This is a genomic window from Streptomyces sp. C36 (genome assembly GCF_040932295.1).
In the GTDB taxonomy this organism is placed as follows: domain Bacteria; phylum Actinomycetota; class Actinomycetes; order Streptomycetales; family Streptomycetaceae; genus Streptomyces; species Streptomyces triculaminicus.
In genome coordinates, this window is sequence record NZ_JBFQGI010000002.1 from 140,053 (window position 1) to 154,620 (window position 14,568).

The 14,568-nt window shown below is 73.2% G+C and carries 13 protein-coding genes; 7 read left to right on the forward strand and 6 right to left on the reverse strand.

What is annotated here, in order from left to right; genetic code table 11:
* Positions 1–25: 25 nt before the first annotated feature.
* Positions 26–832 carry a sugar phosphate isomerase/epimerase family protein gene (locus AB4K12_RS06160; RefSeq protein ID WP_368433255.1) on the reverse strand — a complete coding sequence of 269 codons (807 nt, stop codon included), beginning with the start codon at positions 830–832 and terminating at the stop codon, positions 26–28.
* Positions 833–966: 134 nt separating this feature from the next.
* On the opposite strand from AB4K12_RS06160, the gene AB4K12_RS06165 reads away from it, so the two are divergent.
* The 5 genes from AB4K12_RS06165 to AB4K12_RS06185 all read left to right on the forward strand — a co-directional run bounded on the left by AB4K12_RS06165 (position 967) and on the right by AB4K12_RS06185 (position 8,071).
* Positions 967–2,121, forward strand: a complete 1,155-nt coding sequence (locus AB4K12_RS06165; protein ID WP_368433256.1) for a Gfo/Idh/MocA family protein — start codon at positions 967–969, stop codon at positions 2,119–2,121.
* Entirely contained in the window at positions 2,118–3,269 is a 1,152-nt protein-coding gene (locus AB4K12_RS06170) for a dihydrodipicolinate synthase family protein (RefSeq protein ID WP_368433257.1), read from the forward strand. The genes AB4K12_RS06165 and AB4K12_RS06170 overlap by 4 nt, the downstream gene beginning before the upstream one ends.
* Complete coding sequence (locus tag AB4K12_RS06175; protein ID WP_368433258.1) at positions 3,266–4,096, forward strand: sugar phosphate isomerase/epimerase family protein; 831 nt, start codon at positions 3,266–3,268, stop codon at positions 4,094–4,096. The genes AB4K12_RS06170 and AB4K12_RS06175 overlap by 4 nt, the downstream gene beginning before the upstream one ends.
* 275 nt (positions 4,097–4,371) lie before the next feature.
* Entirely contained in the window at positions 4,372–6,612 is a 2,241-nt protein-coding gene (locus AB4K12_RS06180; RefSeq protein ID WP_362257926.1) for an ATP-dependent RecD-like DNA helicase, read from the forward strand.
* Positions 6,613–6,781: 169 nt separating this feature from the next.
* Entirely contained in the window at positions 6,782–8,071 is a 1,290-nt protein-coding gene (locus AB4K12_RS06185; protein ID WP_086570638.1) for a citrate synthase, read from the forward strand.
* 469 nt (positions 8,072–8,540) lie between these two features.
* On the opposite strand, the gene AB4K12_RS06190 is transcribed toward AB4K12_RS06185, so the two are convergent.
* The 5 genes from AB4K12_RS06190 to AB4K12_RS06210 form a co-directional block, all read right to left on the reverse strand.
* Positions 8,541–8,753 carry a heavy-metal-associated domain-containing protein gene (locus AB4K12_RS06190; RefSeq protein WP_086570637.1) on the reverse strand — a complete coding sequence of 71 codons (213 nt, stop codon included), beginning with the start codon at positions 8,751–8,753 and terminating at the stop codon, positions 8,541–8,543.
* A gap of 109 nt (positions 8,754–8,862) precedes the next feature.
* The gene (locus tag AB4K12_RS06195) at positions 8,863–9,066 is read right to left on the reverse strand and encodes a MerR family transcriptional regulator (protein ID WP_368433259.1); all 204 of its coding nucleotides are present in this window, start codon (positions 9,064–9,066) and stop codon (positions 8,863–8,865) included.
* Between the two features lie 242 nt (positions 9,067–9,308).
* Positions 9,309–10,310, reverse strand: coding sequence for a Gfo/Idh/MocA family oxidoreductase (locus AB4K12_RS06200; protein ID WP_368433816.1), 1,002 nt, complete (start codon positions 10,308–10,310; stop codon positions 9,309–9,311).
* A gap of 20 nt (positions 10,311–10,330) precedes the next feature.
* On the reverse strand, positions 10,331–11,353 hold the full coding sequence (locus AB4K12_RS06205) for a Gfo/Idh/MocA family protein (RefSeq protein WP_368433260.1): 1,023 nt from the start codon (positions 11,351–11,353) through the stop codon (positions 10,331–10,333).
* 64 nt (positions 11,354–11,417) lie between these two features.
* Positions 11,418–12,347 carry a sugar phosphate isomerase/epimerase family protein gene (locus tag AB4K12_RS06210; RefSeq protein ID WP_368433261.1) on the reverse strand — a complete coding sequence of 310 codons (930 nt, stop codon included), beginning with the start codon at positions 12,345–12,347 and terminating at the stop codon, positions 11,418–11,420.
* Positions 12,348–12,575: 228 nt separating this feature from the next.
* On the opposite strand from AB4K12_RS06210, the gene iolC reads away from it, so the two are divergent.
* Both iolC and AB4K12_RS06220 read left to right on the forward strand, forming a co-directional pair.
* Positions 12,576–13,604, forward strand: a complete 1,029-nt coding sequence (iolC, locus tag AB4K12_RS06215; RefSeq protein ID WP_368433262.1) for a 5-dehydro-2-deoxygluconokinase — start codon at positions 12,576–12,578, stop codon at positions 13,602–13,604.
* Positions 13,601–14,479, forward strand: coding sequence for a deoxyribose-phosphate aldolase (locus tag AB4K12_RS06220; protein WP_368433263.1), 879 nt, complete (start codon positions 13,601–13,603; stop codon positions 14,477–14,479). The genes iolC and AB4K12_RS06220 overlap by 4 nt, the downstream gene beginning before the upstream one ends.
* Positions 14,480–14,568: the final 89 nt, after the last annotated feature.

Here is a 14,568-nt window from a genome sequence, read left to right on the forward strand (position 1 = left end):
GTGCTGCTGGTGGGCGGGGTCGCCGTCACCTCGCTCGCGGGGCGGCGGCGACCAGCCCCCGCAGGTACTCCGCTCCCGGACCCGCCAGCTGCTCGAAGTCGGCCACGTGAGGGTGCCAGCGCTTCTCGTACTCCCAGCACAGCCAGCCGTCCCAGCCCGCCCGGCTGAGCGTCCCCACGCAGGCGCCCAGCGGCAGGACGCCCGTCCCCAGCTGCACCGGGGTGGTGTCCTCGGCCGAGCCGACGTCCTTGACCTGCACATAGCCCAGGTGCGGGGCCAGGGCGGGGAAGCTGACGGCCGGCTCCTCCCCGCCCAGCCAGGTGTGCAGCAGGTCCCACAGCGCCCCGATGCTGCCGTGCCCCACGGGCCCCAGGACGCGCACGGCGTCCTGGGCGCGCCCATGGGAGTCATGGGTCTCCATCAGGACGCGCACGCCTGTGTCGGCGGCGAGCGGCGCGATCGCCCCGAGCCGGCGCGCGGCCGCCGCGTCGGCCTCGTCACCGGGCTGGTCGCCGGCGCCGGGGAACACCCGGACGTACGACGCCCCCAGGTCGCCCGCGAGCCGCACCAGGCCGTCCAGCTCCGCCAGCACCGGCTCGTCGGGGCCGGGTGCGGCCACGCGCGCGTACCCGGCCACCGCCAGGACCGCCAGGCCCGCCCCGGCGAACGTCTCGGCCGCGGCGGCCCGCGACGCGGGCGGCATGCCGGGGTGCACGGGCTCCTCCGGATGGGCCCGCAGCTCGACGCCGTCGTAGCCGTGCTTCCCGGCGAGCCGCACCACGTCGGGCACGGGCAGTCCGGGCGTTCCCAAGGTCGAAAAAGCCAGCTTCATGGTGATCGGTTTCCCCGTCCGGCGCCGGGAAATGCCCCTGATGCCGAAGTCGGGAACACCAGGGGACGGGAGGGCGACCGCGCATGACGGCCCGGGGAAGCGGAAAACCGCGCGTGACCACCAGGGACACGCGCGTGACGACCAGGGACATACGCATCGCCGTGAACGGCGCGACCGGCCGGATGGGCCATCGCCAGCACCTCGTACGCTCCCTCCTCGCCCTCCGCGAGCAGGGCGGCGTGCCGCTCGGCGACGGCAGGACCCTGCGGCCCGAGCCGGTCCTCGTCGGCCGCGACGGCGGCAGGCTGGCGGCGATCGCCACCCGCCACGGAATCGAGCGGTGGACCACCGACCTCGACGTCGTCCTCGCCGACCCGGACGTCGAGGTCTACTTCGACGCCCAGGCCACCTCCGCCCGGCCCGCCGCGCTGCGCCGGGCCATCGCCGCGGGCAAACACGTGTACTGCGAGAAGCCCGTCGCGGGCCGCTACGCCGACGCCCTGGAGCTCGCCCGGCTTGCCCGGGCCGCCGGGATCCGGCACGGCGTCGTCCAGGACAAGCTCTTCCTGGCCGGACCGCGCAAGCTCAAGCGGCTCGTCGACGAGGGCTTCTTCGGCCGCGTGCTGTCGGTGCGCGGGGAGTTCGGTTACTGGGTCCTCGAGGGCGACGGGGAGCCCGCTCAGCGGCCCTCGTGGAACTACCGCGCCCAGGACGGGGGCGGCATGGCCGCCGACATGTTCCCCCACTGGGAGTACCTGCTGCGTGAGCTGTTCGGCCCCGTACGGTCCGTACAGGCGCGCCTGACGACCCACATCGGCCGCCGCTGGGACGAACGGGGCCGGCCCTACGAGGCCACCGCCGACGACGCCGCCTACGCCATCTTCGAACTGGAGGGCGGCGCGGTCGCACAGTTCAACTCCTCCTGGGCCGTGCGGGTGCACCGCGACGAACTGCTGGAGCTCCAGGTCGACGGGACGGACGGCTCGGCGGTGGCGGGGCTGCGCCACTGCCGGGCCCAGCACCGCTCGGCCACCCCCCGGCCCGTATGGGATCCCGACGGGCCGGCCGCCGAGGACTTCCGCGCGCAGTGGCGGGAGGTGCCGGACGCCCCCGGCGACGGCGACAACGCCTTCCGCGCCCAGTGGGAGCTCTTCCTGCGGCACGTCGCGCTGGGCACCCCGTGGCACCACGACCTCTTCGCGGGCGCGCGCGGCGTGGCCCTCGCCGAGGCGGGCCACCGGTCCTCGCGGGAGGGCCGGCGGCTGCCCGTGCCGGAGCCGGCGCCGTGATCCGCCTGCCGGACGCGTCCGGTGCGCTGCGCCCCTACACGCCGCGGGCCGCGCGGCCGGTGCCCCCCGGGCCGCCGCCGCGCCTCCGTACGGTCCTGGCCGCCGCCCATGTCGTCGCCGACCCCTTCGGCGACACCGCCCCGGGCGGCCGCGCCTCGCTGGACTGGGACGCCACGCTCGCCTTCCGCCGCCACCTGTGGGCGCACGGACTGGGTGTCGCGGAGGCGATGGACACCGCCCAGCGCGGCATGGGCCTGGGCTGGGACACGGCCGCCGAACTGATCCGGCGCTCGGCGGCCGAGGCGGCGGCGGTGGGCGGCCGGATCGTCTGCGGGGCCGGCACCGACCACCTGACGCCTCCCTACGGCTCGCCGGACGACGTCGCGGCCGCCTACGAGCGCCAGCTCGAGCTCGTGGAGTCGGCGGGCGCTCAGGCCGTCGTCATGGCCTCCCGGGCCCTGGCGGCCGTCGCCCGCGGACCGGAGGACTACGAGCGGGTCTACGGGCGGCTGGTGCGCCAGACGGAGCGCCCCGTGATCCTCCACTGGCTCGGCCCCATGTTCGACCCCCTCCTGGAGGGCTACTGGGGCGCCACCGACCTCGACGCCGCCACGGACACGCTGCTGCGGATCGTGACCGCCCACCCCGGCAAGGTCGCGGGGGTGAAGGTCTCCCTGCTGGACGCCGGGCGCGAACGGGCGCTGCGGCGGCGGCTGCCGGCGGGGACGCGGTGCTTCACGGGGGACGACCTCCACTACCCGGAGCTGGTCGAGGGCGACGACGGCGGATCCAGCGACGCGCTGCTGGGCGTCTTCGACCCGCTGGGGCCGTGGGCGGCCCATGCCGCGCGCCTGCTCGACTCCGGCGACCGGCACGGCTTCCGGGCCGTGCTGGACCCGACCGTGCCGCTGGCCCGGCACCTCTTCGAACCCCCGACGCGCTTCTACAAGACGGGCATCGTCTTCCTGGCCTGGCTCGCCGGGCACCAGCACCACTTCGTGATGCCCGCGGGCCTGCACGCCGCGCGAACGGTGCCCCACCTGGCACGGGCGTACGAACTGGGCGACGGCCTCGGCCTGTTCCCCGACCCCGAACGGGCCCGCGACCGGATGGCGCGCTGGCTGACGGTCCACGGGGTGGAGCGGTGAGCGGGCTCGAGCGGTTCAGCCTCAACCAGTGGACGGTCCGGCAGTGGTCGCTGCCCGAACTGGTGGCGGGCTGCGCCGCCGCCGGGGTGCGGGCCGTGGGGCTGTGGCGGGAGCCGGTGCGGGAGTACGGCGTCGAGGCCGCCGCCCGGCTCGTACGCGGCGCCGGGCTGACCGTCAGCAGCCTGTGCCGGGGAGGCTTCCTCACCGCCGCCGACGCCCCCGGGCGGGAGCGCGCGCTCGCCGGGAACCGCGCCGCCGTCGAGGAGGCGGCGGCACTCGGTGCCGCCGCCCTCGTGCTGGTGGCGGGCGGTCTGCCGTCCGGCAGCCGGGACCTGCCCGGGGCGCGCGAGCGGCTGGCCGACGCCCTGGCCGAGCTGGGGCCCTACGCGGCCGGGTACGGGGTGCGGCTGGCGATCGAGCCGCTGCACCCGATGTTCGCCTCCGACCGTTGCGTGGTCTCGACCCTCGGCCAGGCCCTCGACCTCGCCGAACGCTTCCCGGCCGGCCAGGTGGGCGTGGCGGTGGACACCTATCACCTGTGGTGGGACGACGCGGTGGGCCGTCAGCTGGTCCGGGCGGGGGAGGGCGGCCGGATCGCGGTCTTCCAGCTCGCCGACTGGATCACGCCGCTGCCCGAGGGGGTGTTGCTGGGGCGGGGGCAGCTGGGAGAGGGGTGCGTGGACCTGAGGTGGTTCCGCGAACGGGTGGAGGCGGCGGGGTACGCCGGGGCCGCCGAAGCGGAGATCTTCAGTCCGTCGCTGTGGGCGCGCGAGGGGGCGGAGGTGCTCGCGGAGACGCTGGACCGGTATCGCACGCATGTGCTGTGACCTGGGGTTCGGCACCGTAGGTAACGGAATCATAACGCCTTGGAATCGCTGCAACCCTTCGGCGCCCTGGCGGGTCGTTATGAGCATCAGGCTTCCCAGGGAGGGGTCCGGGGGGATTCAGGGGAAGCCGGTTCCGGGGGGAACGCGAGGGGCTCGGTCGCAGACCGGGCCCCTCGAATCGTTCCGGCCGCGCCCCGGACCCGCTCCTCCAGAACCGGAACCACGGTTATCCACAGGCCCGAACGCCTGTCGGACCCCGGCGGTACCGTCGGGGCATGGTGCAACTGGCTGTGGTCGAAGGGGTTCTCGAGCGGATCACCTACGCCAACGAGGAGAGCGGCTATACGGTCGCACGCGTCGACACCGGGCGCGGCGGCGGCGACCTCCTCACGGTGGTCGGCGCGCTGCTCGGCGCGCAGCCCGGCGAGTCGCTGCGCCTGGAGGGGCGTTGGGGATCCCACCCGCAGTACGGCAGGCAGTTCACCGTGGAGAACTACACGACGGTCCTGCCCGCCACGATCCAGGGCATCCGCCGGTATCTGGGCTCGGGCCTGATCAAGGGCATCGGCCCGCGCATCGCCGACCGCATCGTCAGCCACTTCGGCACGGACACCCTCGACGTCATCGAGGGCGAGCCCGCCCGCCTGATCGAGGTCCCCGGGCTCGGCCCCAAGCGCACCCGCTCGATCGGCGCCGCCTGGGAGGAACAGAAGGCCATCAAGGAGGTCATGGTCTTCCTGCAGGGCGTCGGCGTCTCCACCTCCATCGCCGTACGGATCTACAAGAAGTACGGCGACGCCTCGATCTCCGTCGTCCGCAACCAGCCCTACCGCCTCGCCGCCGACGTCTGGGGCATCGGTTTCCTCACCGCAGACCGGATCGCCCAGTCCGTCGGCATCCCGCACGACAGCCCCGACCGGGTCAAGGCGGGCCTGCAGTACGCCCTGTCGCAGTCCGCCGACCAGGGGCACTGCTTCCTGCCCGAGGAGCAGCTCATCGCGGACGCCGTGAAGCTCCTCCAGGTGGACACCGGCCTGGTCATCGACTGCCTCGGCGAACTCGCCGCGGACGAGGAGGGGGTCGTGCGCGAGAGCGTTCCCGGCCCCGACGGCGGCGAGCCGGTCACGGCCGTCTATCTGGTGCCCTTCCATCGTGCGGAGCTCTCCCTGGCCGGGCAGCTGACGCGGCTACTGCGTACCGAGGAGGACCGCCTGGCGGCGTTTCAGGACGTCGACTGGGACAAGGCCCTGACCTGGCTCGCGGGGCGTACGGGCGCGGAGCTGGCGGCCGAGCAGCAGCAGGCGGTCAGACTCGCGCTCACCAGCAGGGTCGCGGTCCTCACCGGCGGGCCGGGCTGCGGCAAGTCCTTCACCGTACGGTCCGTGGTGGAGCTGGCCCGGGCCAAGAAGGCCAAGGTGGTGCTGGCCGCGCCCACCGGGCGGGCGGCCAAGCGGCTCTCCGAGCTCACGGGCGCCGAGGCCTCCACCGTCCACCGGCTGCTGGAGCTCAAGCCCGGCGGCGACGCCGCCTACGACCGCGACCGGCCGCTGGACGCCGACCTGGTGGTGGTCGACGAGGCGTCGATGCTGGACCTGTTGCTGGCGAACAAGCTCGTCAAGGCCGTCCCGCCGGGCGCGCACCTGTTGCTCGTCGGGGACGTGGACCAGCTGCCTTCGGTGGGGGCCGGAGAGGTGCTGCGCGACCTGCTCGCCGACGGCGGGCCGGTCCCGGCGGTCCGGCTCACCCGGATCTTCCGGCAGGCACAGCAGTCCGGGGTGGTCACCAATGCACACCGCATCAACTCCGGGACGCACCCCATCACTCAGGGGATGCAGGATTTCTTCTTCTTCGTCGAGGAGGACACCGAGGAGGCGGGCCGGCTCACCGTGGACGTGGCGGCGCGGCGCGTCCCCGCCCGGTTCGGCCTCGACCCGCGCCGCGACATCCAGGTGCTGGCCCCCATGCACCGCGGCCCAGCCGGCGCCGGGACGCTCAACGGACTGCTTCAGCAGGCCATTACGCCCGCCCGCCCCGACCTTCCCGAGCGGCGCTTCGGCGGCCGGGTCTTCCGGGTGGGCGACAAGGTCACCCAGATCCGCAACAACTACGAAAAGGGGCAGAACGGCGTCTTCAACGGCACGGTGGGCGTGGTGACCGCGCTGGACGCCGTCGAGCAGCGCCTGACCGTGCGCACGGACGAGGACGAGGAGGTCGGCTACGACTTCGACGAGCTCGACGAGCTCGCGCACGCCTACGCGGTCACCATCCACCGCTCGCAGGGCAGCGAGTACCCGGCCGTGGTGATCCCTGTCACCACGGGCGCCTGGATGATGCTGCAGCGCAATCTGCTGTACACGGCGGTCACCAGGGCCAAGCGACTCGTGGTGCTGGTGGGTTCCCGGCGTGCACTGGGGCAGGCGGTGCGCACGGTGTCCGCAGGCAGGCGCTTCACGGGGCTCGATTACCGGCTCGCGGGGAGCGGCGGAAGACGTGACGGAGGTGGCATTCGTCTCTGAGCGGTTTACCAATGCGGGCGAAGGGGGCAGGATGGGCAGGCTGGGCGGCACTGAGTGCCGCCTTTAGGCCCTATGGCCGACCCCGAGTGCACGTACATCGTCCAAATGGGGGAAGGTAGGGGTAGTCAGGGCACCTCGAAGAAGAGGCACAACGTCGGTGAGGGATGACGTGAGCGACAACTCTGTAGTAGTGCGGTACGGGGACGGCGAGTACAGCTACCCGGTGGTCGACAGCACTGTCGGCGACAAGGGCTTCGACATCGGCAAGCTGCGTGCCCAGACCGGTCTGGTGACCCTGGACTCCGGCTATGGCAACACCGCCGCCTATAAATCCGCGATCACCTACCTCGACGGTGAGCAGGGCATCCTGCGCTACCGCGGTTACCCGATCGAGCAGCTGGCCGAGCGCAGCTCGTTCCTCGAGACGGCGTTCCTGCTGATCAACGGCGAGCTGCCGACCGTCGACGAGCTGGCGACCTTCAAGGGCGAGATCACCCAGCACACCCTGCTGCACGAGGACGTCAAGCGGTTCTTCGACGGCTTCCCGCGTGACGCCCACCCGATGGCCATGCTGTCCTCCGTGGTCAGCGCGCTGTCGACCTTCTACCAGGACAGCCACAACCCGTTCGACGAGAAGCAGCGTCACCTGTCCACGATCCGGCTGCTGGCCAAGCTGCCGACGATCGCGGCGTACGCCTTCAAGAAGTCGATCGGTCACCCGATCGTCTACCCGCGCAACGACCTCGGCTACGTCGAGAACTTCCTGCGCATGACCTTCTCGGTGCCCGCCGCGGAGTTCGAGCTGGACCCGGTCGTCGTCAGCGCCCTGGACAAGCTGCTGATCCTGCACGCCGACCACGAGCAGAACTGCTCGACCTCGACCGTGCGCCTGGTGGGCTCCTCGCAGGCCAACCTGTTCGCGTCGATCTCGGCCGGCATCAACGCCCTGTGGGGCCCGCTGCACGGTGGCGCCAACCAGTCGGTGCTGGAGATGCTCGAGAGCATCCAGCGCAACGGCGGCGACGTGGACTCCTTCATCCGCAAGGTGAAGAACAAGGAGGACGGCGTCCGCCTGATGGGCTTCGGCCACCGCGTCTACAAGAGCTTCGACCCCCGGGCGAAGATCATCAAGGCGGCGGCGCACGATGTCCTCTCCGCGCTCGGCAAGTCCGACGAGCTGCTGGACATCGCGCTGAAGCTGGAGGAGCACGCGCTCTCCGACGAGTACTTCGTCTCGCGCAACCTCTACCCCAACGTGGACTTCTACACCGGTCTGATCTACCGGGCCATGGGCTTCCCGACCGAGATGTTCACCGTGCTCTTCGCGCTCGGCCGGCTCCCCGGCTGGATCGCCCAGTGGCACGAGATGATCAAGGAGCCCGGCTCCCGCATCGGCCGTCCGCGCCAGATCTACACGGGCGTCGTCGAGCGCGACTTCGTCCCGGTCGAGCAGCGCTGACCCCCGTACGGCACTGGGGTCCGCGTCTCGCGGGCCCCTGGGCGCCCCGCACCGCTCCGGCGGTGCGGGGCGCCGTCGCGTTTTCGGCTCGCAGTGCGTTTTCGGCCCGCGGCGGGTCCGGGCATACGAAACCCGCAGGAAGCCCGGCATGCGAAAAGCGCCCCGTCTCCGATCCCCCCACGGGTCGGAGCGAGGCGCTTTTCTGTCCCGGCGCGGATTCCCCCCACGGGACCCGGCCGGGAGCCGACGGACGCGATCTGCCGGGACGCGTACGTACGGGAGGGCCGCTCAAAGCTCCCCGGGTACGTGTCCCGGCCACGCGTAGCCGGTCCGTCCCCCAAGACGATCCAGCACTGCCTGGTTAGACCAATGTCCCCCCGCGATGGTTACCTGCCAATCGCTGTGATCTAGGTCTCCAGGAGAAAACGGGACGTCAGGGGCGTCGGGGACGTCCGGGACGCCGGGCGCGTCAGGCGCGGCCGACGAGCTCGTAGCCCGCCTCGTCCACGGCCGCGCGGACCGCCTCGTCGTCCAGGTCGGCGCCGGCGGTGACGGTGACCAGGCCCGTGGCCGCCACGGCCTGGACCGAGGTGACGCCGGCGATCGTGGAGAGCTCGCCGGTCACGGCGGACTCGCAGTGGCCACAGGTCATGCCGGTCACCTTGTAGACGGTGGTGGTCATGTGGACTCCTCGGTAGGGAAGGTTCGTGTGCCGTAGGGCGGCGGCAACCAGACTACCCCCCGGGGGTATTCCCGGGGGGTAGGGGTGAGGGGGGAATTCGCCGCGGGCGTCAGGATCTCGGGCGGCGGTTGCGGTTGCCGGGCCGGGAGGCGACCCAGGTGCGGATGGTGTCGGCGAACCAGTACGGCTTCCCGCCCTCGCTGAGGTCCGGGGAGGGCAGCAGTCCGTGCTTGCGGTAGGACCGCACGGTGTCGGTCTGCACACCGATGTGCGCCGCGATTTCCTTGTAGGACCAGAGTCGACGGTCGGTCATCTCTCGCGCCTCTCCGCTGCGCCGCAGTCACGGAGGGGGGTCCGTGGGGGGAGCTGCGGCGCGGCCTTGGTGATCGTCAGCCTGTCCCCGGAGAACGACGCAGAGTGATCAGGCGGAGCCGTTGTCCGGCTCCTGTGACGGAAGGCTCGCGCGGATGTGACGCTCGTAACAAGGAGGTGACTCCGTAACAGCCGTGTTTCCGCGAGCCCGGCGGGCCGCCGCCCGGACGGCCCCGGCTCCCGTCAGCCCACGTCCGCGAGCCGCACCGGACGCCGCTCGCGCCGTGAGACCTCGCAGGCCTCGGCGATGTGCAGGGCGCGCAGCCCCTCCGCCCCGGGGCAGGGGCTCGCGGAGCCGTCCCGTACCGCCCGTACGAACGCCGCGAGCTCGGCCCGGTACGCGCCCTCGAACCGCTCCAGGAAGCCCCTCCAGGGCCGCGCGGGCGCCCCGGGCCCGTCCGGCTCGGCCGAGGTCAGCGGCGCGCGCCCGGACAGCCCCACCACCCACTGGCCGCGCTCCCCGGACAGCTCCGTGCGCACGTCGTACCCGGCGCCGTTGTACCGGGTGGCCGTCGCCGTCACCAGCGTGCCGTCGTCCAGCGTGAGCAGCGCCGCGGCGGTGTCCACGTCGCCGGCCTCACGGAAGAAGGCGGCACCGGCGTCCGTGCCCCGCGCGTACACCTCCACCACCTCGCGCCCGGTCAGCCAGCGCACCGCGTCGAAGTCGTGGACCATGCAGTCCCGGATCAGCCCGCCGGAGTGCGGCAGGAACTCCGGCGGGGGCGGCGCGGCGTCGGAGGTGACGCAGCGGATGGTGTGCACCCGCCCCAGCGCCCCCGAGCGCAGCGCCTCCCGGGCCGCCAGGAAGCCGGCGTCGAAGCGGCGCTGGAAGCCGATCTGCAACAGGGTGCCCGCCGCCTCCACCTCGCGCAGCGCGGTGACCGTGCCGGCCAGGTCCGGGGCGACGGGCTTCTCGCAGAACGCGGGCAGCCCGGCCCGGGCCGCGCGGGTGATCAGGTCGCCGTGCGCGGTGGTCGTGGCGGCGATCACGACCGCGTCCACACCGCGCCGGTTGAGGACCTCGCCCACCGTGCGCGCCGCGTGCGCGCCGACTGCGCGCGCCAGCGCCGCCGCCCGCGCCGGGTCGGCGTCGGCGATCACCAGCTCGGCGACGCCGTCGGTGCCCGCCAGCGCCGCGGCGTGGAAGGTGCCGATGCGCCCCGCGCCGAGCAGTCCGATCCGCAGTCCGCCGTCGTCCACGGTGCTCATCCTCCGTAGAGGGCCGGGCGCGGCACGAGCGTGACGGGCGTGCGCTCGCCGGTGGCCTGGGCCCGTACCCCGGCCTCGCAGACGGCGGCGGCCGCGTAGCCGTCCCATACGCCGGGGCCCGTGGTCCCGCCGCGCCGGGTGGCGTCCACCCAGGCCTGCACCTCGCGGTCGTAGGCGGCGCGGAAGCGCACCACGTAGTCCGGGGCGATCTCCCCGCCCCATCGGCCGGCGGCGTTGACGTAGAGGCCGTGCGCGTCGCCGGCCCGCGCGGTGCCGTGTTCGCCGACCGCCTCGCAGCGCACCTGGTAGCCGAAGCCGCAGTTGAGGAAGACCTCGACGTCGACGACCGCGCCCTCCGTGGTCTCGAACAGGACGAGCTGGGGGTCGCTCAGCCCCCCGGGCGCGGCGGACGAGGAGGCGGGGCGCACCACGGTGACGTGGGTGATCTCCTGGCCCAGCAGCCAGCGCGCCACGTCGATCTCGTGGACGACCGAGTCGTGGATCGTCATCGGGCCGGTGAAGCCGGGCGGGGTGGCGGCGTTGCGGTGGGTGCAGTGCAGCATCAGCGTCCGTCCGAACGCGCCGGAGTCCAGCAGCGCCTTGAGCTGCTGGAACTCGGCGTCGTAGCGGCGCATGAAGCCCACCTGCGCCCGCCGGTGCCCCAGCCGGACCTCCGCCTCCATCACCCGCAGCGCGGACGCGGTGTCCGGGGTGAGCGGCTTCTCGCACAGCACGGGCAGGTCGCGGGCGAACGCCTCCAGCAGCGCCGCCTCGTGGGCCGGGCCGGGGGAGGCGACGAGGACGGCGTCCACGGCGTCGTCCGCCATCGCGGCGGCCGGGTCGGTGTAGGCGGCGCAGCCCGGTACGGAGGCGGCCACGGCCCCGGCGCGCTCGCCGTCGATGTCGACGACGGCCGCCACCCGGGCCCCGCTGATGACCTCGTCGATGCGCCGGACGTGGTCCGAGCCCATCCTGCCGGTGCCGATCACGGCCACGCCGAGTGTTCCGTCTCGCGTCATTGCACATTCCTCAAAGCTGGGGGGCCTCAAAGCTGGGGGGCCTCGGAGCTGGTGGGGCGGCGCCCTAGGCGCCGCAGGAGCGCAGGAAGGCGCGGGTGCGCCGGGCGATGGGCAGGGGCTTGCCGGGCGGGCAGGGGTACATGTCCTGCTCGACGATGGCGAAGAGGTCGACGCCCAGGCCCTGCGCCGCGGTCAGGACGGGCTCCAGTGCGGGGACGCCCGTCGGCGGTTCGCACATCACGCCCTGCGCCACGGCCGGGCCGAAGGGCGTGCCCCGCTCCACGACGCCCGCGAGGACGGCCGGGTCCACCTGCTTGAGGTGGAGGTAGCCGATCCGCTCGCCGTAGGTCTTGATGAGCTTGACGCTGTCGCCGCCGCAGTAGGCGTAGTGCCCGGTGTCCAGGCACAGGTGGACGAGCGCGGGGTCGGTGGCGTCGAGGAAGCGCTCGACGTGCGCCTCGGTGTCGATGTGGGTGTCCGCGTGCGGGTGGACGGCGATGGTCATCCCGTACACGTCGAGGACCTCGCGCGCCAGGCGTTCCATGCCGGAGGCCAGGTGGCGCCACTGTTCGGCGGTCAGCTCGTGACTCTCGATCACCTCGGCCGTCCTGTCGTCGCGCCAGAAGGAGGGGATGACGACGAGGTGGCCGGCGCCGGTGGCGCGGGCGAGGCCGGCGACCCGGGAGACCTGCTCCCAGGTCTCCTCCCAGACGGCCGGGCCGCGGTGCAGGGCGGTGAAGACCGTGCCGGCGCTGACGTGCAGACCCCTGCCGCCGGTCTCCTCCAGCAGCAGATCGGGGTCGGTGGGCAGATAGCCGTAGGGGCCCAGCTCGATCCACGCGTAGCCGGCCTCGGAGACCTCGTCCAGGAAGCGCCGCCAGGGCACCTGCGCCGGGTCGTCGGCGAACCAGACGCCCCAGGAGTCGGGGGCGGATCCGACGCGGATCCGGTCCAGGGCGGGGGGAGGGGGCGAAGGCGTGGCGGTGGAGTCCATGCGGCGGCTCTCCTCTCGCCGGTCGGCGTTGACCGGTGAAGGCTTAAGGATGCCCGTAGCTTCATGGCTGTGCGGAGGAGTGTCAAGATTTCGTCCGGACATAAGGACGTAACGTCAATAGCGGTTCGATGACGTCCTTATGTAAGGACAAATGCTTGACAGGGTCGTCCGCCCCCCGCTAGACCTGAGCCCGGAGCGAGCCGTCGCGCGGAGGGGACGAGGGAGACCATGACCGGTCCGTACGAACTCATCACCATGGGCCGGCTGGGGGTGGACCTCTATCCGCTCCAGACCGGGGTGCCACTCGCGCGGGTCGAGACGTTCGGAAGGTTCCTGGGCGGCTCGGCGGCCAACGTGGCGGTCGCCGCCGCCCGGCTGGGCCGCCGGACCGCGCTGATCAGCCGCACCGGCGACGACCCCTTCGGCGGCTACCTCCACGACGCGCTGCGCGACTTCGGCGTGGACGACCGCTGGGTGACCCCGGTGGCCGCGTACCCCACGCCCCTCACCTTCTGCGAGATCCACCCGCCGGACGACTTCCCGCTGTACTTCTACCGCCGGCCCAAGGCCCCCGACCTGGAGATCCACACCGCCGAACTGGACCTGGACGCCGTCCGGGCCGCCCGCGTCTTCTGGATGACCGGCACGGGCCTGAGTGAGGAGCCCAGCCGCACCGCCACGCTGGCCGCGCTCGAGGCCCGGGGCGGGCGCGGGACGACCGTCTTCGACCTGGACTGGCGGCCGGTGTTCTGGGGCGACGCCGGCGCCGCGGCCGCCCGCCCGCTCTACGCGGCCGCCCTGGCCCACGCCACCGTGGCCGTCGGCAACGTCGACGAGTGCGAGGTCGCCACCGGCGAGCGCGAGCCGTACGCCGCCGCGCGGGCGCTGTTGGCCGCCGGCGTGGAGCTCGCCGTCGTCAAGCAGGGGCCGAGGGGCGTGCTGGCCGTCCACCGCGACGGCACCACCGCCGAGGTTCCGCCGGTGCGCGTCGAGGTCCTCAACGGGCTCGGCGCGGGCGACGCGTTCGGCGGCGCGCTGTGCCACGGGCTGCTCGCGGGATGGGAACTGGAGCGGGCCGTACGGTTCGCCAACGCCGCCGGGGCCGTCGTCGCCTCCCGGCTGGCCTGCTCCGCCGCGATGCCGACCCACGACGAGGTCACGGACCTGCTGGACCGTTCGGCCGAGAGGGACCGTTCGGCAGAGACGGACCGGCCCGCTGAGATGAACCGTTCCGCCGAGAATGAGGGTTCCCCGTGAGCATCCGTATCGCCGACCTGCCGCGCGTGCGCAGCCGCCACCCCGAGGCCGTGGCCGAGGCCGCCGCCCGGCGCGCGCGCCGCCCGCTCGTCGGCGACAGCGGCCGGCTGATGATCGTCGCCGCCGACCACACCGCGCGCGGCGCGCTCGACGTGGGCGAGCGGCACCTGGCCATGGCCAACCGGGCCGACCTGCTGGAACGGCTGTGCCTGGCCCTCTCCCGGCCCGGCGTGGACGGCGTGCTCGCCACCGCCGACATCCTCGACGACCTGCTGCTGCTCGGCGCCCTGGAGAACAAGGTCGTCATGGGCTCCATGAACCGTGGCGGCCTCTTCGGGGCGTCCTTCGAGATGGACGACCGCTTCACCGGGCCCCGCGCCGACGACATCGTCCGGCGGGGCTTCGACGCCGGCAAGCTCCTGCTGCGCATCGACTACGACGACCCCGGTTCGCTCACCACGATGGAGTCGGCCGCGCGCGCGATCGACGAGATGGCGGCCCGCCGGCTGCCCGTGTTCGTGGAGCCCTTCCTCTCCCGGCGGGTCGACGGCCGCGTGCGCAACGACCTGAGCGCGGAGGCGGTCACGAAGTCCCTCACCATCGCGTCGGGTCTGGGCGCGACGTCCGCCTACACCTGGCTGAAGGTGCCGGTCACCGACGACGCACGTGACATGGCGCGGGTGATGGAGGCCTCGACGCTGCCCGCCGTACTGCTCGGCGGCGACGTGGGCGACGACCAGGACGCCGCCTACGAGCGGTGGCGGTCGGCGCTGCGGCTGCCCACGGTGCAGGGGCTGGTGGTGGGAAGGGCGCTGCTGTACCCCGCCGACGGCGACGTGGCCCGGGCGGTCGACACCGCGGTGGGGCTGCTGTGACCGCGTCCGCACCGGCGCGGCGCCGGGAACGGGGGAAGACATTCCGTCGCTGCGGCGAGCGGTCCCTGACGATCTGTCCGGCGTGCCGG